Source organism: Rhodococcus sp. SJ-2 (assembly GCF_053750035.1).
Genome location: NZ_CM132340.1, coordinates 4,682,281 through 4,701,761 on the forward strand (window position 1 = coordinate 4,682,281; position 19,481 = coordinate 4,701,761).

19 protein-coding genes and 6 tRNA genes are annotated in these 19,481 nt (G+C 65.1%); 19 read left to right on the top strand and 6 right to left on the bottom strand.

Going from position 1 to position 19,481, the window contains the following annotated elements:
• The first annotated feature begins 54 nt into the window (after nucleotides 1–54).
• Nucleotides 55–1,065: a cell division protein ZapE gene (zapE, locus tag ACSYG9_RS21945; RefSeq protein ID WP_454839912.1), complete on the top strand. Its 1,011-nt coding sequence runs from the start codon at nucleotides 55–57 to the stop codon at nucleotides 1,063–1,065.
• Nucleotides 1,066–1,148: 83 nt separating this feature from the next.
• Here the strand turns inward: zapE and ACSYG9_RS21950 are convergent, their stop codons facing one another.
• A complete protein-coding gene (locus ACSYG9_RS21950; RefSeq protein ID WP_440124472.1) occupies nucleotides 1,149–1,706 on the bottom strand; it encodes a GNAT family N-acetyltransferase in 558 nt (185 codons plus the stop codon).
• A 365-nt stretch (nucleotides 1,707–2,071) separates the two neighbouring features.
• Here ACSYG9_RS21950 and ACSYG9_RS21955 point away from each other — a divergent pair, with 365 nt between their 5' ends.
• Complete coding sequence (locus ACSYG9_RS21955) at nucleotides 2,072–2,560, top strand: 2-isopropylmalate synthase (protein ID WP_440124473.1); 489 nt, start codon at nucleotides 2,072–2,074, stop codon at nucleotides 2,558–2,560.
• Nucleotides 2,561–2,614: 54 nt separating this feature from the next.
• Here the strand turns inward: ACSYG9_RS21955 and ACSYG9_RS21960 are convergent.
• The 5 genes from ACSYG9_RS21960 to ACSYG9_RS21980 form a co-directional block, all read right to left on the bottom strand.
• A tRNA-Val gene (locus ACSYG9_RS21960) sits at nucleotides 2,615–2,689 on the bottom strand.
• A gap of 18 nt (nucleotides 2,690–2,707) precedes the next feature.
• Nucleotides 2,708–2,783, bottom strand: a tRNA-Gly gene (locus tag ACSYG9_RS21965).
• 49 nt (nucleotides 2,784–2,832) lie between these two features.
• A tRNA-Val gene (locus tag ACSYG9_RS21970) sits at nucleotides 2,833–2,907 on the bottom strand.
• A 1-nt stretch (nucleotide 2,908) separates the two neighbouring features.
• Nucleotides 2,909–2,979, bottom strand: a tRNA-Cys gene (locus tag ACSYG9_RS21975).
• A gap of 25 nt (nucleotides 2,980–3,004) precedes the next feature.
• Nucleotides 3,005–3,077, bottom strand: a tRNA-Gly gene (locus tag ACSYG9_RS21980).
• A gap of 425 nt (nucleotides 3,078–3,502) precedes the next feature.
• Between ACSYG9_RS21980 and ACSYG9_RS21985 the strand changes: the two genes are divergently transcribed.
• The 17 genes from ACSYG9_RS21985 (at nucleotide 3,503) to secD (ending at nucleotide 19,481) form a co-directional block, all read left to right on the top strand.
• A tRNA-Val gene (locus ACSYG9_RS21985) sits at nucleotides 3,503–3,574 on the top strand.
• 506 nt (nucleotides 3,575–4,080) lie between these two features.
• Nucleotides 4,081–4,404: a DUF742 domain-containing protein gene (locus ACSYG9_RS21990; RefSeq protein ID WP_440124474.1), complete on the top strand. Its 324-nt coding sequence runs from the start codon at nucleotides 4,081–4,083 to the stop codon at nucleotides 4,402–4,404.
• A 152-nt stretch (nucleotides 4,405–4,556) separates the two neighbouring features.
• Entirely contained in the window at nucleotides 4,557–6,635 is a 2,079-nt protein-coding gene (thrS, locus tag ACSYG9_RS21995) for a threonine--tRNA ligase (RefSeq protein ID WP_454839915.1), read from the top strand.
• Between the two features lie 41 nt (nucleotides 6,636–6,676).
• On the top strand, nucleotides 6,677–7,198 hold the full coding sequence (locus ACSYG9_RS22000; protein WP_440127762.1) for an HIT domain-containing protein: 522 nt from the start codon (nucleotides 6,677–6,679) through the stop codon (nucleotides 7,196–7,198).
• A 109-nt stretch (nucleotides 7,199–7,307) separates the two neighbouring features.
• The gene (gene pgsA / locus ACSYG9_RS22005) at nucleotides 7,308–7,982 is read left to right on the top strand and encodes a phosphatidylinositol phosphate synthase (RefSeq protein ID WP_440124476.1); all 675 of its coding nucleotides are present in this window, start codon (nucleotides 7,308–7,310) and stop codon (nucleotides 7,980–7,982) included.
• A 16-nt stretch (nucleotides 7,983–7,998) separates the two neighbouring features.
• Entirely contained in the window at nucleotides 7,999–8,901 is a 903-nt protein-coding gene (locus ACSYG9_RS22010; protein ID WP_440124477.1) for a phosphatidylinositol mannoside acyltransferase, read from the top strand.
• Nucleotides 8,902–10,029, top strand: coding sequence for a glycosyltransferase (locus ACSYG9_RS22015; protein ID WP_440124478.1), 1,128 nt, complete (start codon nucleotides 8,902–8,904; stop codon nucleotides 10,027–10,029).
• Nucleotides 10,026–11,105: an NUDIX domain-containing protein gene (locus ACSYG9_RS22020; RefSeq protein ID WP_440124479.1), complete on the top strand. Its 1,080-nt coding sequence runs from the start codon at nucleotides 10,026–10,028 to the stop codon at nucleotides 11,103–11,105. The genes ACSYG9_RS22015 and ACSYG9_RS22020 overlap by 4 nt, the downstream gene beginning before the upstream one ends.
• 205 nt (nucleotides 11,106–11,310) lie before the next feature.
• Complete coding sequence (pdxS, locus tag ACSYG9_RS22025; protein ID WP_169688850.1) at nucleotides 11,311–12,213, top strand: pyridoxal 5'-phosphate synthase lyase subunit PdxS; 903 nt, start codon at nucleotides 11,311–11,313, stop codon at nucleotides 12,211–12,213.
• A gap of 68 nt (nucleotides 12,214–12,281) precedes the next feature.
• A complete protein-coding gene (locus ACSYG9_RS22030; RefSeq protein WP_454839917.1) occupies nucleotides 12,282–13,112 on the top strand; it encodes an acyl-CoA thioesterase in 831 nt (276 codons plus the stop codon).
• Nucleotides 13,113–13,188: 76 nt separating this feature from the next.
• Nucleotides 13,189–13,806: a pyridoxal 5'-phosphate synthase glutaminase subunit PdxT gene (pdxT, locus tag ACSYG9_RS22035; protein WP_440127763.1), complete on the top strand. Its 618-nt coding sequence runs from the start codon at nucleotides 13,189–13,191 to the stop codon at nucleotides 13,804–13,806.
• 65 nt (nucleotides 13,807–13,871) lie between these two features.
• A complete protein-coding gene (locus tag ACSYG9_RS22040; protein ID WP_440124481.1) occupies nucleotides 13,872–14,624 on the top strand; it encodes a YebC/PmpR family DNA-binding transcriptional regulator in 753 nt (250 codons plus the stop codon).
• Between the two features lie 135 nt (nucleotides 14,625–14,759).
• The gene (gene ruvC, locus ACSYG9_RS22045; RefSeq protein WP_169688934.1) at nucleotides 14,760–15,338 is read left to right on the top strand and encodes a crossover junction endodeoxyribonuclease RuvC; all 579 of its coding nucleotides are present in this window, start codon (nucleotides 14,760–14,762) and stop codon (nucleotides 15,336–15,338) included.
• Nucleotides 15,335–15,934 (top strand): Holliday junction branch migration protein RuvA, encoded by a 600-nt coding sequence (gene ruvA / locus ACSYG9_RS22050; protein WP_454839920.1) that lies wholly within the window; start codon nucleotides 15,335–15,337, stop codon nucleotides 15,932–15,934. The genes ruvC and ruvA overlap by 4 nt, the downstream gene beginning before the upstream one ends.
• Nucleotides 15,931–17,037, top strand: coding sequence for a Holliday junction branch migration DNA helicase RuvB (gene ruvB / locus ACSYG9_RS22055; protein ID WP_440124483.1), 1,107 nt, complete (start codon nucleotides 15,931–15,933; stop codon nucleotides 17,035–17,037). The genes ruvA and ruvB overlap by 4 nt, the downstream gene beginning before the upstream one ends.
• A gap of 157 nt (nucleotides 17,038–17,194) precedes the next feature.
• Entirely contained in the window at nucleotides 17,195–17,533 is a 339-nt protein-coding gene (yajC, locus tag ACSYG9_RS22060) for a preprotein translocase subunit YajC (protein WP_440124484.1), read from the top strand.
• A gap of 133 nt (nucleotides 17,534–17,666) precedes the next feature.
• Nucleotides 17,667–19,481 (top strand): protein translocase subunit SecD, encoded by a 1,815-nt coding sequence (secD, locus tag ACSYG9_RS22065; protein ID WP_440124485.1) that lies wholly within the window; start codon nucleotides 17,667–17,669, stop codon nucleotides 19,479–19,481.

The window sequence follows — 19,481 nt, forward strand, 5'->3', positions numbered from 1 at the left end:
CCCATTACCCGGTCCTGTGCTGGATGTGTCATTTGCCGCCACTATCCTGGTGTAATGCACGAACGCCTCGTCGACCGGAATCCGGTGGTGCCCGCAGACCAACTTGTGGCCCAGATGGTGCCGCCCGCCATGTTCGACGAGGTGAGTTTCGCGTCGTACATCCCGGATCCCGAACAGCCCAGCCAGGCAGCGGCCGTTGCTGCGGCCGAAGCCTTCGTCGGTAAGGTCGGCAAGATCCGCAGCGGCAAGCGCGGGTTGTTCGGCAGGAAAGCTCCGTCCACGGGTGCCGGTCTCTACCTCGACGGCGGATTCGGCGTCGGCAAGACGCACCTCTTGGCCTCGATCTTCCACAGTGCTCCCTCGCCCAAAGCCTTCGGCACATTCGTCGAACTCACCCACGTCGTCGGTGCGCTCGGCTTCAACAAGGCTGTCGAGGAGCTGTCGAGTCACAGTGTGTTGTGCATCGATGAGTTCGAGCTCGACGATCCCGGCGACACAATGCTCGTGTCGCGGCTGCTGACCGAGTTGTCGGCGCGCGGTGTCTCGATCGTCGCCACCTCCAATACCCTCCCCGGACAGCTCGGCGAGGGCAGGTTCGCTGCGCAGGACTTCCTCCGCGAGATCAAGAAGCTCGGGTCCATATTCGAGACGCTCCGGGTCGACGGTCCCGACTACCGTCACCGCGACCTTCCGCCTGCACCCGAACCGGTCGACTCGAAGGCTCTCGTCGAACGTGCCAACGAGATTCCCGGCGCGACGCTCGACGATTTCGACGAGTTGTGTGCCCACCTCAGTACGCTCCACCCATCGCGCTACGGAAAACTGGTCGAGGACGTCAGCGCGGTGTTCCTCAACGGTGTCCACCCGGCTCAGGATCAGTCCGTAGCTCTGCGACTGGTGGTCCTCGCCGATCGGCTCTACGACGCGAGTGTCCCCGTGACGGTTGCCGGAGCGAAACTCGACGAGATCTTCACACCCGAGATGCTGGCCGGCGGCTACCGCAAGAAGTATCTGCGTGCCACCTCGCGCCTTCTCGCGCTGTCGCGTTTCGAGGTCCCCGCCTGACTTTCCGGTCTGGTCGGCAGTTCCGGTTCACAGGTCCGGATCTGCCGGCAGCACAGGCACTGGTGCGCTTCTGAGGTGGCCGCTCACAGGATGCGCTCCATCACGTAGTCCTCGTGGACCTGCGATCCCACCGTGAACCTGCGTTCGCCTACGACCTCGAAACCTTCTTTCGCATAGAAGCGACGGGCTCGCGCATTCTGCTGATTGACGCCGAGCCACAACCCGTCGTGACCGCCAGAACGTCCGAGCTCGACGACGGCGCCCATGAGTGCGTTCGAGACCCCCGTGCCGTGCTGGCCGGGGAGCACATACAACTTGCTGATCTCGATCGACCGCCGTGCGGTGAGCAACGCTGCAATCTCCGGATCGTCGGGTGGTGTGTCGATTGCCATGAGATATCCGACGATCTCGCCGTCGATCGTGGCCTCGAGAACGGTTCTTGCGGGGTCCGTCAGATACTCACTGAAGCGCTCCGCCGTGAGTGCGGTCTCGATGAATGCGGCAATGTCCGCACCCGTTGCATCGGGTGGGCATGCCAACGGAAACGTCGTTGCCGCCACGTCGGCGATGCGCTCGGCATCCCAGATGCCCGCACGTTCCACAGATACAGCAGCGGTGGTTTCTTCGAGTGGAGACGGCATGCTTCCAGTGAAGCAGCCGCAGTCGGTCTCCCGCGTGCCGGCCTGGAAAATACCCGAAAATGGCTGAACCCCAGCCTTGGATGGGGGGTCATGGCTGGGGCTCATTACCATCGGGGGGGATGGCACTTATCACGATACATGAGGGATTCCTCAGCTTCCAAGTTGCGGCCCGATTCGCGCGGTCACGGTTTCGTCACATGCTTCGAGGCCCGACGTTTGCACTCGTCACATATAGGTTCTAGGGTGGGCGTCATGAAGCGCGTACTCGTAGTTCACCGCCGTAGCGGGGTCTGATTCGGACCGACCCCTCGCTGCGGGTCCCTGAGCTATGTGTCGGTCCTTCCTTCTCGCGGAAGACCCCTTCGATGAATGCCTTCGACTCGAACGCTGTCCACACGTCTACCTCGGCTGATGCAAACATCCCCGTCTCGTCTTGGCCAGACCGTCTGCCCCTGCCGTTGCGGGCCGAGGCTGCGGGACTCACCTGGGAAGAGTTCGCTGACCTCTACGGACCGCAGAACGGTCCGCTGCGTATGGGAGCATGGGCAATCACTGCGGTGTCCGCGGGTCGCAGCTCATATGAGGCAACACTCGCGGTGGGTGCGTCGATCCACACCGCATCGGCTGTCGCGAACGGTCCGGTGGCAGGAATGACGGCAATGCTTCACGGGCTCGGGATTCACCTCGAGATCCTGTCGTTTCATCAGTGCGAAGTCGGTGGAGCCCAGGCGACGTTCCTCTTCTGCAGTCACGGGGACCGTCGGGGGTGGGCGATGGGAACGGGGTCGAGTGCAACCGAGTCCACGCTGCGCGCCATGATTGCCGGTGCGAACCGGCTCAGCGCCGTCCACTGATCGGGAACGCAAAAGTCCCCCTTCGGAATTCCGAAGGGGGACTTTTGCTACTTCTGGTGCGCGATACTGGGATTGAACCAGTGACCTCTTCCGTGTCAGGGAAGCGCTCTCCCGCTGAGCTAATCGCGCCGGCTTCCTACGCCGGTGTGGAGCGGATGACGGGATTCGAACCCGCGACCCTCACCTTGGCAAGGTGATGCGCTACCAGCTGCGCTACATCCGCGTGTGCACGTTGCGGTGAAACTGGGGTCGACCCACGTGCTGATCGACCCTGGTGCGCGATACTGGGATTGAACCAGTGACCTCTTCCGTGTCAGGGAAGCGCTCTCCCGCTGAGCTAATCGCGCGAGGTGGAGACGGGAATCGAACCCGTGTGCACGGCTTTGCAGGCCGTTGCCTCACCACTCGGCCACTCCACCATAAAAGGTCGAGTCCAACCTCTCGAGCGGATGACGGGATTCGAACCCGCGACCCTCACCTTGGCAAGGTGATGCGCTACCAGCTGCGCTACATCCGCATTCGCACCGTGGCGTTGCGCTCTCCGTGGTGCGGTTAAAAACTTAGCCGACCATCGCGGAATCACACAAATCTGCAGGTCAACGCAAGAAAACTCAGCGAGGACGGCGTTGGAAGTGCTGTGGGGGTGCTGTCGGAGGGGTTTTCGAGTGCTCTGGGGGCGACGGGAACACGTGCGGTGAGTAAGTGGTGTGCTGAGGGTTGCTCGCGCCCGATGTGCCGCCGAGTTCCGCGTTCTGGTGTTCCGTTACTCGAGGGGGCGCTGCACTGTAGAGGGGGTGCTGCCCTGTAGGGCGGGATCCAGAGGAGCTGGTGGCGAGCGGTCGGTCGAGCGCGATTCCGGAAACTCTGCGTGACCTGCTGATTCGTGTTCGCGCGCAGGGGCGTGTTAAGTTTCTTTGCGTTCGAGCCGCTGCGAAGCGGCACGGTCCCGTGGCTCAGTGGAAGAGCGTCCCGTTCACACCGGGGAGGTCGCTGGTTCGATCCCAGCCGGGACCACAGGTCCGCACAAGGGCACCCTGCACAGGGTGCCCTTTTTGCGTATCTTGGCATGCAACTGTCGAACGCAGCGGGAGTTGCGTGATCCGGCCGACGAGAGGTTCGTTGCCGGCTCGACGATGTGCGCGTCTGCGGCCATCGATGTCCGCGTGGGCGAGGTCGGGACAGACCGCGGTGGTTCGAGGAGGATGTGCAGGATGAGTGTCGCAGATGGCGCATGGCAGGCCGTGGGGACGACCGGTGCCCGCTTCGGGTCCCGGCGTCCACGTCACCGCACTAAGCGGGACGATCTTGTATATTCGCCCCCTGAAGAGGGGGAGCGGTCGTCGGAGCTGGATGCTGTCGCGCCGCCGTCGGCCGAAGGGGGGACGCCGACCACCGCAGCACAGGCCGCTGTCAGCGAGACGGGGCCCCGGGTGTCCCGCGCGATGGATCGGACGTTCGACGGAACTGGGTACGAAAGCGCTGGGGGAGTCGGAAAATTGGAAGATCACACATCATCGTTCGTGAGGCCCTTCGTCCGCATCGGTGGCCGCACCCGGAGCGATATGGACCTGCCGCTAGAGGCCCTCGTGTCCACGGTCCCGTCCTCGACGAGCCTGATGGCAGGCAAGTTCGCCGAGGAGCACCGGGTGGTCGTCGGTCTGTGCGCACAACCGCGCTCGACCATGGAAGTGGCCGCTCTGGCGGGGATCCCCCTCGGAGTCGCCCGTGTGCTGATCGGCGACCTCGCGGGGGCGGGCATCCTGACCGTCCACAGCACGGTGGACCGGGTCGGACCGGGCAGCGAACTTCTCGAACGGGTGCTCACAGGGCTGCACTCGCTCTGAGAGTTTCGGATGCCGCAACCGTGTTTCGTTCCGGCACGCCCTGTGTTCGCTGTGTGAGCGCATGTCGATAGCATGTGGGGAGGTTGCCGACGCGCTGTGCCGCGCCGGGCAGCAGCCCCCGAGAACAGGCATCGAGCCGAGGAGTCCAGCCAGTGACCACGCCCGCATCCGCGAAAACAGCCACGCTCGTCCGGGTGCCAGCGGGAACCACTGCCGGCGCCGCCGTGCGCGAAGCCGGATTGCCGGTCAAGGGACCCGACACGATCGTCGTCGTCCGCGACTCAGAGGGCGCCCTGCGCGACCTGTCGTGGACGCCGGAGACCGACGCCGAGGTCGAGGCAGTCGCCGCGGACACCGAGGACGGCCGCAGCGTCATTCGCCACTCGGCCGCGCATGTTCTGGCGCAGGCCGTCCAGCAGGAGTTCCCCGAGGCCAAGCTCGGCATCGGCCCGCCGATCAAAGACGGCTTCTACTACGACTTCCAGGTCGAGCGCCCCTTCACCCCTGAGGATCTCGCGAAGCTCGAGAAGCGGATGAAGAAGATCGTCAAGGACGCTCAGCGCTTCTCCCGCCGCGTCGTCGAGAGCCTCGACGACGCCCGCGACGAATTGAAGAACGAGCCGTTCAAGCTCGAACTCATCGACGACAAGTCGGGTGGCAGCGATTTCGAGCCGGACCCCGAGATCATGGAGATCGGTGGCGGCGAGCTGACCATCTACGACAACCTCAACCCGCGCACGGGCGAGGTGGTGTGGAAGGACCTGTGCCGCGGGCCGCACATCCCGACCACCAAGTTCATTCCCGCGTTCAAGCTGACCCGCAGCTCGGCCGCCTATTGGCGCGGCGACCAGGACAACGCCGACCTGCAGCGTGTCTACGGCACTGCTTGGGAGTCCGTGGAGGCGCAGGACCGGCATCTCGAACTGCTCGCCGAGGCCGAGCGCCGCGACCATCGCAAGCTGGGCGCCGAACTCGATCTGTTCTCGTTCCCGGACGAGCTCGGCTCGGGTCTGCCGGTGTTCCATCCCAAGGGCGGCATCATCCGCCAGGAGATGGAAAATTACTCGCGACAGCGCCATGTCGACGCCGGATACGACTTCGTCAACACCCCGCACATCACCAAAGGGCATCTCTACGAGGTCTCCGGCCACCTCGATTGGTACAAGGACGGCATGTTCCCCGCGATGCACATCGACGAGGAACTGAACGACGATGGCACGATCCGCAAACCCGGCCAGGATTACTACCTCAAGCCGATGAACTGCCCCATGCACGACCTGATCTTCCGGTCGCGTGGGCGGTCGTACCGCGAACTCCCGTTGCGCATGTTCGAATTCGGTTCGGTGTATCGCTACGAGAAGTCCGGTGTCGTCCACGGGTTGACCCGTGTGCGCGGCATGACGCAGGACGACGCGCACATCTTCTGCACCCCCGAGCAGATGCGCGACGAGTTGACCACCGTGCTCGAATTCATCCTCGATCTACTGAAAGACTACGGACTCGACGACTACTACCTCGAGCTCTCGACCAAGAACGCCAAGAAGTTCGTCGGTAGCGACGAGTTGTGGGAGTCCGCCACCGACACGCTCCGTGAGGTCGCCGAGGCCTCGGGGCTGAACCTCGTGCCCGATCCGGGCGGCGCCGCCTTCTACGGACCGAAGATTTCGGTTCAGGTCAACGACGCGCTCGGTCGCAACTGGCAGATGTCGACGATCCAACTCGACTTCAACCTCCCCGAGCGGTTCGAACTCGAATACACCGGATCCGACGGTGCCAAGCATCGCCCCGTGATGATCCACCGTGCGCTGTTCGGTTCGATGGAGCGTTTCTTCGGTGTGCTCACCGAGCACTATGCCGGTGCGTTCCCCGCGTGGCTTTCGCCGGTTCAGGTGGTAGGTATCCCAGTGGCCGCCGAGTTCGAAGAGCATCTGTTCGACGTCGTCGGCAAACTGAAGTCGTCCGGTATCCGCGCCGAGGTGGATATCTCCGACGACCGCATGCAGAAGAAGATCCGAACGCACACCACGCAGAAGGTTCCCTTCATGCTGCTCGCAGGCGAACGCGATGTCGCCGCAGGCGCGGTGAGCTTCCGGTTCCGCGACGGTACCCAGGTCAACGGTGTGCCCGTCGACGAGGCCGTGAGCATCATCGCCGAGTGGGTTCGTCGACGCGACAACGCTTCTCCCACTGCGGAGCTGGTGCGTCCGGAAGAACGGGGAGCGACCTCTTGACGGGCGAGGGAACTCCAGGGCCGGCCGACACGTCCGACTCGATGATCGACCGAGGGGTCGGTGAATCCGACCACCTGCAGCGGCTGTGGTCCCCGCATCGCATGTCGTACATCACCGAATCTCCGGGATTGCGGAGCGAGCCGTACGAGCCGTTCACCGAGATCCCCAAGATGGCCGACGAAGAGGGGCTGGTTGTCGCCCGCGGCGAATCCGTGTACGCGGTGCTCAATCTCTATCCCTACAACCCGGGCCACCTCATGGTGGTGCCGTATCGGCGGGTGGCGAACCTCGAGGATCTCTCGGTGGACGAGAGCACCGAGCTCATGGCGTTCGCTCAGCGGGCACTTCGAGTGATCAAGAAGGTGTCGCGTCCCCACGGGTTCAACGTCGGGCTCAATCTGGGTGCCGCTGCGGGTGGTTCGCTCTCCGAACATCTGCATCTGCACGTGGTGCCACGGTGGGGTGGCGACGCGAACTTCATCACAGTCCTCGGCGGATCCAAGGTGATGGTGCAGCTGCTGCGCGACACCCGCGCATTGCTGGCTTCGGCATGGGACGAGTAGCGCCTGCCGAAGGCGGACCAGTCCCTGATTACACCCGTGGTCAGACGGTGCGTCGTGGCAGGATCGGATTCCGGGCACGTCGGTCGAAGGAGAATTCGGGGGTCTCGGAATGCTGAGCTTCTTCGGTCGCGCATCGGTTTCGAAGGTGACCGCACCGCTCGGTCACGCCTTGATTCGTACGGGTCTGACCCCGGATGCCGTAACCATCATCGGCACTGTCGCAACGATCGCGGCTGCTCTCACGCTGTTTCCCTCGGGCCACCTTTTCGTCGGCACACTCGTCATCTGGTTGTTCGTGATGTTCGACATGCTCGACGGTGCAATGGCACGTGCCCGCGGCGGCGGAACACGTTTCGGTGCGGTACTGGATGCCACATGCGATCGGGTCGCAGACGGAGCGATCTTCGCCGGTCTGGCCTGGTGGGCCGTCTATCACGAGCAGAGCAGACCGCTGGTGATCGCGACGCTGATCTGCCTCGTGTGCTCGCAGGTGATCTCGTATGCGAAGGCGCGTGCCGAAGCCAGCGGTCTGTCGGCCGACGGGGGTCTCATCGAGCGCCCCGATCGTCTCGTGATCGTGCTGGTCGGTTCGGGGCTGACCGGTCTCGGTCTCGACTGGGCGATCCACATCGCGATGTGGTTGCTCGCTGCGGGGTCGGTCATCACAGTGTTCCAGCGGGTACTCGCGGTGCGGGACTCTCCGGGCGCGCGCGAATTGCTACCGATCGCGCCGCCATCGGACTCGACGTGTGAGACGGATACCGAGGACGGGGAGCGGTCGTGAACGGCGAGGACCGGGTATGAATGCGGCCGAGCGTCTCTCGGACCTCGGATACGCGGCGGGATGGCGCCTGGTTCGGCTCTTGCCGGAACGTGTCGCGACCTGGCTGTTCGATGCGGGAGCCGACTTCGCTGCTCGTCGGAACGGCGGACCGAAGCAACTGCGCCGCAATCTTTCCCGCGTTCTCGGGGTCCCACCCGAACAGGTCCCGGATGACCTGATCAGGGCTTCGATCCGATCGTATGCACGATATTGGCGCGAGTCCTTCCGGCTTCCGTCGATGGATCTCGACGCCACTGCGGCGTCGATCGATTCGGCGATCCGAGGCCGCGAACATATCGAGGCGGCGTTGGCCACCGGACGCGGCGCGGTTCTGGCGCTACCGCACAGTGGCAACTGGGACATGGCAGGCGTGTGGTGCGTCCGCACCTACGGCGGGTTGTCCACGGTGGCAGAGCGACTGCGCCCCGAGTCGTTGTTCCGCCGCTTCGTCGAGTACCGGGAGGGCCTCGGGTTCGAGGTGTTCCCCCTCTCGGGTGGCGAAAGCCCCCCATTTGTCGAGTTGTCGGCGCGTCTGCGCGACAACAAGGTCGTGTGTCTGCTGGGGGAGCGCGATCTCGCGCGCAAGGGCGTGCCCGTGACGTTCATGGGCGAATCCACGCGCATGCCCGCCGGACCCGCGAAACTGGCGATCGACACCGGCGCGGCCCTCCTTCCCGTGCACTGCTGGTTCACCGACGACGGTTGGGGATTCCAGGTCCACCCCGAGATCGACGTCAGCGGCGGTATCGGCAACGCGACGCAGCTACTGGCCGACCGTTTCGCTGCCGACATCGTGGAGCACCCTGCAGACTGGCACATGTTGCAACCACTGTGGATGGACGATCTGTCCGACTCACGACGCGCCCGAATGGAGGAGTGAGTGAGGATCGGAATGGTCTGCCCGTACTCGTTCGATGTCCCGGGTGGTGTCCAGGCTCATGTAGTGGACCTCGCCGAGGTTCTCATTGCCCGCGGCCACGAGGTGAGTGTGCTCGCGCCCGCCTCGGAGACCACGACGCTGCCCGATTTCGTAGTCTCTGCGGGTAGAGCAGTTGCGATTCCCTACAACGGCTCAGTGGCCCGGCTGAGTTTCGGACCGGTCTCCTATGCGCGGGTGCGCCGCTGGATCAACGACAACAACTTCGATGTCCTCCACATCCACGAACCGAACGCCCCGAGCTTGTCGATGCTCGCATTGAAAATTGCCGAGGGGCCCATCGTCGCGACGTTCCATACGTCGACGACGAAGTCGCTGGTTCTGAGCACTTTCCAGGGAGTCCTGCAGCCGTTCCTCGAGAAGATCAGCGGTCGGATCGCCGTTTCCGAGCTCGCCCGCCGCTGGCAGGTCACCTCGCTCGGAGCCGATGCAGTCGAGGTCCCGAACGGGGTCGACGTGCCATTCTTCCGGCACTCTCCACTGCTATCCGGTTATCCGAGGGCAGGCCGGACGGTGCTGTTCCTCGGTCGCTTCGACGAATCAAGGAAAGGTATGGACGTGCTCGTCGGTGCGCTGCCCGCACTGGTGGCGCACTACCCGGACATCGAGATCCTCGTTGTGGGTCGCGGCGACGAGGACAGACTCCGCAAGGACGCCGGTCCACACTCGGGTCACCTCCGCTTTCTCGGGCAGGTCGACGACGACGAGAAGGCCTCGGCGATGCGCAGCGCCGATGTGTACTGCGCACCGAATCTCGGCGGGGAGAGCTTCGGGATCGTCCTGGTCGAGGCGATGGCGGCCGGTACTGCCGTCGTCGCGTCCGAACTCGATGCGTTCCGACGCGTGCTGCGCGATGGGCGAGCAGGTGTGCTCGTTCCCATCGGTGACGCGACGGCACTGGCCGACGGCATCCTGGAGGTCCTCGACGACGAGGGCCGCCGCGCCGCGTTGGTTCAGGCCGGGTCCGAGGTCGTGGAAACCTACGATTGGCCGGTGGTGGCCGACCAGATCCTGCGGGTGTACGAGACGGTCACCGTCGGTGCCGGACCGGTACGGGAGGTTCGCTCGTGACCCTCAGCGCTCTGACGATCCTTGTCCTGGCGTTGACCGCGTCCATCGTCCTGTTGCTGGGTCTGTGGGCATATGGGACAGCGAATCGCCTCGATCGGTTGCATGTGCGGTCGGACCTGTCGTGGCAGGCACTCGACGCTGCCCTCGCCCGTCGCGCTGTGGTGACCCGGAGCCTTGCGGCGTCCACGTCCGCGGCGGAGGGGCGCCGGTTGTCGGCGCTCGCCGACCGAGCGGAACGTGCGGACCGTGCGCATCGGGAGGCCGCTGAGAACGAACTGTCCGTTGCGCTGGCCGGTCTCGATGTGGAGCGTCTGCGCCCGCAGTTGGTCGCCGAACTCGCCGACTCGGAAGCCCGCGTGCTCATTGCCAGAAGGTTCCACAACGATGCTGTGCGCGACACACTCGCGTTACGCACCCGTCGCCCGGTGCGCTGGCTTCATCTCGGCGGCACCGCGCCGCTGCCGACCTATTTCGAGATCGCCGAACGCGAAGTCGACAAGACCGGTGCCGTCGAGAGAATCGGCGATGTCGAGAAGCCGGGGGTTGTTCCCTCGCAGTCACGGACACCGGATCGGGCTCGCACGTCGGCGCGGGTGGTGCTGCTCGACGACGACGGGCGCGTGCTGCTGCTTCGCGGTCACGATCCGGCACGTCCGGAGGTGTGCTTCTGGTTCACCGTCGGCGGCGCCGTGGAACCGGGCGAGGATCTGCGTGTCGCGGCCGTCCGGGAACTCGCCGAGGAGACCGGACGCGGCGTCGCCCCTGAACAGCTTGTCGGACCGGTGTGGCGGCGAGTGGCCGTCTTCCCGTTCAACGGTGAAGTCCTGCATTCCGAAGAACTGTTCTTCGTCCTCCAGACACCCGGATTCGAACCGGGTTCCGAGGGGTTCACCGAACTCGAACGTCGCATGGACCTCGAGTTCAGGTGGTTCGACAACGACGGACTCCGCGAACTGGTCGCTACCGGAGAACCGCTGTATCCGCAGGACCTGCCGGAACTCCTCGACGAGGCAAGGCGTCTGGCAGGCACCCGAACGCACACCGCATCGAACACCCCGCTGCGCGCCATCCGCTGACCCGGCGGGCGACCGAGAAGGCCAGCGCATCGCGACTGGCTATGGGGAACACCCGCATGCCGTCATAGGCTCGGCGGGTCGCGATCCGCTGCTGCGCGCCGACCCTTCCGCGCCGACTCTTCCGCGCCGTACCGTCGTGCCGGATTGTCCTGCCGGATCGCTGCATCCCGTTCTGCTGTGTCGAGATCTTCTGAGGAGTTCAGCTGTGAGTACCCCGGACACCACCGCCCCCACCGGGACCGCCCGCGTCAAGCGAGGCATGGCCGAAATGCTCAAGGGCGGTGTGATCATGGATGTGGTGACGCCCGACCAGGCGAAGATCGCAGAGGACGCAGGTGCGGTCGCAGTCATGGCACTCGAACGCGTACCCGCGGACATCCGCGCACAGGGAGGGGTCTCACGGATGAGTGACCCCGACATGATCGACGGCATCATCGAGGCCGTGTCGATTCCCGTCATGGCGAAGGCTCGGATCGGGCACTTCGTCGAAGCACAGGTATTGCAGGCGCTCGGAGTCGACTACATCGACGAATCCGAGGTCCTCACCCCCGCCGACTACGAGAACCACATCGACAAGTTTGCATTCACCGTGCCTTTCGTGTGTGGTGCCACCAACCTCGGGGAAGCCTTGCGCCGTATCAACGAGGGCGCCGCGATGATCCGTTCCAAGGGGGAGGCGGGCACAGGCGATGTCTCCAACGCCACTACCCACATGCGGCAGATCCGTCAGCAACTCCGGCGGCTGAGCTCGCTACCCGAAGACGAGCTCTACGTCGCAGCGAAAGAACTGCAGGCCCCGTACGACCTCGTCGTCGAGGTTGCGAAAGCAGGCAAACTTCCGGTGACGTTGTTCACGGCCGGGGGAATCGCTACGCCTGCGGATGCTGCGATGATGATGCAACTCGGTGCCGAAGGCGTGTTCGTCGGCTCCGGGATCTTCAAATCCGGCAACCCCGAGCAGCGCGCCGCAGCAATCGTCAAGGCCACCACCTTCTACGACGATCCCGACGTGCTTGCGAAGGTGTCTCGCGGGCTGGGCGAAGCCATGGTCGGCATCAACGTCGACGACATTCCGGTGCCGCATCGGCTCGCCGAGCGCGGTTGGTAGCCATCCCTGCCTTCTCTCCGAGGCCCGGCGGATAACCTACTTCCGAGTACAAAACGGAAAGGTCCCGCATGGCGAAGATCGAAGACATCCTCGAGCTCGAACGAATCGAAGAGAACATCTTCCGCGGTATTGCGACGGAGACGTTGCTGCCTCGGACGTTCGGCGGCCAGGTGGCGGGACAGGCGCTGGTATCGGCGGTCCGCACCGTGGTTCCGGAGTTCCAGGTCCATTCCCTGCACGGCTACTTCCTCCGTCCCGGAGATCCCACGAAGGGCATCGTGTACCAGGTCGACCGGATCCGGGACGGGCGCTCGTTCTGTACGCGCCGGGTCACTGCCGTACAGGACGGACGTGCGATCTTCACGATGTCGGCGTCCTTCCACGTCGACGATCGTGGCCTCGAGCATCAGGACGAGATGCCTACGGTGCCGCGACCGGAAGAGCTCCCCGACGCGAAGACCCTCGTCGAGCAGGGTCGTGAGGAGTTTGCGTGGGCGTTGCGTGAGTGGTCGAACTGGGATTTCCGATTCGTGCCACCGGAGCAGATGGTCGCGGACCGGGGCGTAGCTGCGCATCAGCGGGTGTGGTTCCGTTCGCGTGCCGCACTTCCGGACGACCCGGTCTTCCACGTGTGCACACTCGCCTACATGAGCGATATGACCTTGCTCGGTTCCGCTCATGTGATTCATCCCGACGTAGAGACCCAGGACGCGTCGCTCGACCACGCCATGTGGTTCCTGCGCCCGTTCCGGGCCGACGACTGGTTGCTCTACGACCAGACGTCCCCGTCGGCGGGGTTCGGCCGTGCGTTGACCCAGGGCCGGATCTACGACAGCGAAGGAAACATGGTCGCCGCGGTCGTGCAGGAAGGGCTTACGCGCTGTCTGCGTGAGTCCTGATCTGCTCGGACCGGGTACGGAGCGGCGGCCACCGATGACATGGAGAGGAAGGCGGTCCGCCGTGGCAACTTCGCTGCTGCACACCACCCCGACCATCGGAGTGCTCGCACTCCAAGGCGATGTGCGGGAACATCGAGCAGCGCTCGACGCGGCAGGTGCGCGCACCGTCGCGCTACGCCGTGAACGAGAACTCGATGCGGTCGACGGGATCGTGATTCCCGGTGGCGAATCGACGACCATGGGTAGGCTCCTGCGAGTGTTCGACCTGCTCGAACCGCTCCGCGCGCGTCTGAAGGACGGGATGCCTGCGTACGGCTCGTGTGCCGGGATGATTCTGCTCGCCACCGAGGTACTCGACACCCGGCCCGACGCCGAGCATCTCGACGTGCTCGACATCGCCGTGCGGCGGAACGCCTTCGGTCGCCAAGTGGATTCGTTCGAGACCGATCTCGACATGGTCGGCATCGACAATGGACCGGTGCGGGCCGTGTTCATTCGCGCACCATGGGTGGAGCGGGTCGGGGCCGGGATCGACATCCTCGCCCGGGTTCCCCACGGCCCGGCCGAGGGGCGGGTCGTGGCGGTGCGGCGGGACGCGGTGTTCGCGACGTCGTTCCATCCCGAGGTGACCGGTGATCTGCGGGTCCATCGGCTCTTCGTCGAGGCTGTGCGCTCGCACGTAGCGGGCCGGTAGGTAGACTCGACTCTCCGAACTGTCGGTTTCACCGACTTCACATCGCCGGAAGGGGCTCGAAGCGAATGAGCGGCCACTCCAAATGGGCCACCACCAAGCACAAGAAGGCGGCCATCGACGCCAAGCGCGGCAAGATGTTCGCGAAACTCATCAAGAACATCGAAGTGGCAGCTCGTACCGGCGGTGGGGACCCCGGCGGGAATCCGACCCTGTTCGACGCCATCCAGAAGGCGAAGAAGAGCTCGGTTCCGAACGACAACATCGAACGCGCGCGTAAGCGCGGTGGGGGCGAGGAAGCCGGCGGCGCCGACTGGCAGACCATCACCTACGAGGGGTACGGCCCCAACGGTGTCGCGTTGCTCATCGAGTGCCTGACCGACAATCGTAATCGCGCTGCGGGCGAGGTCCGTACCGCGATGACTCGTAACGGCGGCAATATGGCCGATCCCGGCTCCGTCGCATACCTGTTCACCCGCAAGGGCGTCGTCACGCTCGAGAAGAACGGCCGGTCCGAGGACGACCTTCTCGAGATCGTCCTCGACGCTGGCGCCGAAGAGATCAACGACCTCGGAGAGTCCTTCGAGATCGTCTCCGAACCGACGGATCTCGTTGCAGTTCGCACCGCGCTCATCGATGCGGGAATCGACTATGACGCAGCCGATCCCGACTTCCGTGCGTCGGTCGAGGTGCCTGTCGATGCGGAGGGTGCGCGGAAGGTCATGAAGCTGATCGACGCGCTCGAAGATTGCGACGATGTGCAGGACGTCTACTCGAACGTCGACATCCCGGACGAAGTCCTCGCCGAACTCGACGCCTGATCGACCGCCGTGGCGCCGGCTCCTGGGCAGGCGCCACGACAGGTCGGATGTGCGATGCGTGTCGTCGAGGCAGCGGCCAGGGTGTTCCGCTAGGCTCTCGAACAACTGTTCGTAGCGCGGGAAAGGGTGTGGCGGTTGCGTGTGATGGGTGTCGACCCCGGCCTGACACGATGCGGATTCGGGATGGTCGACACCGGCCGAGGCCGAGTCGTCGTACCCGTTGCGGTCGACGTGATACGCACGCCCCCGGATCTCGATCTTGCCGAGCGGCTGTTGCAGATCTCCGATGCCGCCGAAGACTGGCTCGACCGTTACAAGCCGGACGTTGTCGCCGTCGAGCGGGTCTTCTCCCAGAACAATGTGCGCACCGCGATGGGAACCGCGCAGGCAGGGGGCGTGGTCGCCCTGTCGGCCGCCCGACGGGGTATCCCGGTCATGTTCCACACTCCCAGCCAGGTCAAATCCGCGGTCACCGGAAACGGCAGCGCCGACAAGAAGCAGATGACCGCGATGGTCACCCGCATTCTCGGGCTCGATACCCCGCCGAAACCGGCCGACGCCGCCGACGCATTGGCCTTGGCCATCTGTCACTGTTGGCGGGCGCCGATGCTGGCGCGGATGGCGGCAGCAGAAGCTGCGGCGGAAGAACAGAAGCGACGGTACGAACAACGGTTACGCGAACAGGTCGCGGCCCGGAAGGCAGGGACACGGTGATCGCCTCGGTACGCGGAGAGGTCCTCGAGATCGGGCTCGACCACGTCGTTGTCGAATGCGGTGGGATCGGGTACCGCGTCAACGCTACGCCGGCCACCCTCGCGACGTTGCGTCGTGGGGAGGAGACACGACTCGTGACGGCGATGATCGTCCGCGAGGATTCGATGACCCTCTACGGATTCGCCGATTCGGAGGCGCGGGATCTCTTCGGACTGCTGCAAACGGTGTCGGGTGTGGGCCCCCGCCTCGCGATGGCGACCCTGGCCGTCCTCGAACCCGCAGCGCTGCGTGCTGCCCTCGCCGACGGGAACACCGCGGCACTGACCCGGGTACCCGGTATCGGCAAGCGCGGCGCCGAGCGCATGATCGTCGAACTACGCGACAAAGTCGCCGCGTACGGCGTCGACGAGAACGCGCCTACCTCGTCGGCGATATCCACGCCGATCAGAGAGCAGGTCGTCGAGGCCCTCGTCGGCCTGGGTTTTCCGCTCAAGCAGGCGGAACAGTCGACCGATACTGTGATGACGGCGAATCCCGCCGCCGACACCTCCACCGCATTGCGTGCCGCACTGTCGGCGTTGGGTAAGTCACGATGACCGACGACGACGCACCCGCTCCTTTCGTCGACGAGTTCGTCGAGGAATCGCCGGTGACAGCCGAATACACCTCGTCCGACGGCGACATCGAAGCGAGCCTCCGTCCGAAGAGTCTCGACGATTTCATCGGTCAACCCCGGGTCCGGGAGCAGCTGCAACTGGTGCTACGCGGTGCCAAGATGCGCGGCGGCACGCCCGACCACATCCTCCTGTCCGGCCCACCCGGGCTGGGGAAGACCTCGATGGCGATGATCATCGCGGGCGAGCTGGGATCCTCGCTCCGGCTGACTTCCGGCCCGGCACTCGAACGTGCAGGCGACCTTGCCGCGATGTTGTCGAACCTGGTCGAAGGCGATGTGCTCTTCATCGATGAGATCCACCGTATCGCCCGGCCCGCCGAGGAGATGCTCTATCTGGCGATGGAGGACTTCCGGGTGGATGTCGTCGTCGGCAAGGGCCCCGGCGCGACATCGATCCCCCTCGAGGTCGCCCCGTTCACGCTGGTCGGCGCGACCACGCGTTCCGGTGCCCTCACCGGCCCGCTGCGCGACCGTTTCGGCTTCACCGCGCACATGGACTTCTACGACCCCCCCGAACTCCAGCGGATCCTGCAGCGCTCGGCCCGCATACTCGGTATCGACCTGCACGAAGATGCCAGCGCGGAGATCGCCGGTCGTTCCCGCGGAACCCCGCGCATCGCGAACCGCCTGCTGCGACGTGTCCGCGACTACGCCGATGTTCGCGCCGACGGCGTCGTCACACGCGAGATCGCGCAGGCCGCTCTCGAGGTGTACGACGTGGATCCGATCGGGCTCGATCGCCTCGACCGCGCCGTGCTCGGTGCGCTCGTGCGCAGCTTCGGAGGCGGGCCGGTGGGTGTGTCGACGCTTGCGGTTGCAGTGGGGGAGGAACCTGCCACGGTCGAGGAGGTCTGCGAACCGTTCCTCGTACGTGCGGGCATGGTGGCACGCACTCCACGGGGACGTGTCGCGACGCAGGCCGCGTGGTTACAGCTGGGGCTCACGCCCCCTCCGGATGCTGCAGCCGGCGGGATCGAGGTACGTGCCCGCGAACCGCACGTCGATTCGTATGCCGAGGAGTGAAGGAGTCTCATCGCCGCACACCGGACGGCAGGACATACCTTCCCGTTCGAGGTAGTGGCACACTGGTCTATTGCGTCGGTCCGTGGAGGCCGACAGAGCGTTGCTGTGGTGGACACCACGGCTACACCGGTTACGAACCCGAGGACTGACTTCAACGATGGAATTGCTCTTCCCGCTCCTGATTCTCGCACTGCTCGTGCCCACGTTCCTGGGTGTGCGGCGCCAGAAGAAGGAGATGCAGAAGGTTACCGCCCTTCAGGACTCCTTGACTGTCGGCGACCGAGTCGTCACCACGGCGGGCCTGCACGCCACCGTGGTGGACCTGCACGACGACACCGTCGGTCTCGAGGTGGCCCCGGGTGTCGTCACAGTGTGGTCGCGCTTGGTCATCCGTGAGCGGATCGAGGAGCCGGCGGTGGCCGATGACCTCGACTCGATCTCGCTCCGCAAGGACGCCGACACCACATCACCCGAGTCGGGTCCGACCGAGCACTGAGGCGTACGCTCAGCCGTCTCGACCCGCCGACGCGTCCCACGTGGTCGACACCGCGGTAGCCGGTGTCGACCCGTCACGCCCTGCGCGGCCGCTTCACCGACCCACTCACTCGTATCGAGGAGACTGACAGACCGTGGCACCTTCCAATGGATCGGTGCATCCCGCGCGCGCACTCGCCCTGTTCGGGGTGATTCTCGTCGCGTTGTATGCACTGGTCTTCTTCACCGGGGACAAGTCGCCGACCCCGAAACTCGGCATCGATCTGCAAGGCGGCACGCGAGTGACGCTGACGGCACGCACCCCCGATGGGAGCAACCCGAGCCAGGAGAGTCTCTCGCAGGCCCAGCAGATCATCGAGACCCGCGTCAACGGTCTCGGCGTGTCGGGTTCCGAGGTCGTCGTCGACGGCGACAACCTGGTGATCACGGTTCCCGGCGACGACAGTGCGCAGGCCAAGACGCTGGGCCAGACCGCCCGTCTGTACATCCGGCCGGTGATCGGTGGCCCGATCGACAGTTCCATGACGGCGGACCAGCTCACCGAGCAAGCACCGGCGGACGGCGTGGATCCGGCAGCGCCGCAGGGCGCCGATCCCGCAGCGCCGCAGGGCGCCGCCACCGCACCGGAAGGCTCTGACCCGGCAGCACCGGTTCAGCCGGAGTCTGCGGAGCAGACACCGAACGATGCTCCGGAACCGCAGGGCCGACCGTTCCCAGCGCAGGATCCCACCGATACCCCGGCCGAAACCGATGCTCCGGCCGAGCCGGGGGACGACGCTGCTCCCGCACCGGAGCAACCTGCCTCGGCACCGCAGGACTCCGAGCCGCTAACCCAGCAGGAGCAGGCCGCAGCCGACATCGCCGCAGCGAAGGCGACCAGGCAGAGCGAAGACCCGATGGTGCAGCAGGAAGCCGCGCTCGCACTCGACTGCTCGGCCACCGATCCGCTGGCAGGCAACGATGATCCGGCGCTCCCGCTCGTGGCATGTTCGACCGACGGCACGGCGATCTACCTGCTCGGACCGAGCATCATCGATGGGCAGCAGATCGACGACGCGACGTCCGGTTTCAACAGCCAGCAGTCGCGTTACGAGGTGAGCCTGACATTCGATGACGAAGGCAGCACCACCTGGGCGCAGTACACCGCCGCGAACATCGGTTCGCAGGCTGCGTTCGTCCTCGATTCGAAGGTCGTGAGTGCACCTGTCATCCAGGGCGCGACACCTGCCGGTAGCGCCACCTCGATCACGGGCCAGTTCACCAACACCCAGGCCACCGAGTTGGCGAATACCCTCAAATACGGCTCGCTCCCGTTGTCATTCGTAGCCTCCGAAGCCCAGACGGTGTCCGCGACGCTGGGCTTCGCCTCTCTCGAAGCGGGCCTGATCGCAGGTGCGGTCGGTCTGGTCCTCGTGCTGATCTTCTGCCTCGTGTACTACCGGGCGCTGGGTCTCCTCACCGCGTTGTCGCTGGTGCTGGCCGGCCTGGCCGTCTACGCCATCATGGTGCTGCTCGGCCGCTACATTGGGTACACCCTCGACCTGGCGGGTATCGCAGGTCTGATCATCGGAATCGGCATGACCGCCGACTCGTTCGTCGTGTTCTTCGAACGAATCAAGGACGAGATCCGGGAGGGCCGCAGCTTCCGGTCGGCGGTACCGCGTGGTTGGGCTCGAGCCCGCCGCACCATCCTCTCGGGTAACGCAGTCAGTTTCATCGCTGCCGCCGTGCTGTATGTCCTGGCAGTCGGCCAGGTCCGGGGCTTCGCATTCACCCTGGGTCTGACCACCATCCTCGACGTCGTGGTCGTCTTCCTTGTGACCTGGCCACTCGTCCATCTCGCGTCCAAGTCGAAGACGTGGTCCAAGCCGAGCATGAACGGTCTCGGCGCGATTCAAGAGGTGGCGCGTGAGCGTCAGCTCGCTGCGGCTTCGGCGAAGGAGGCGTGA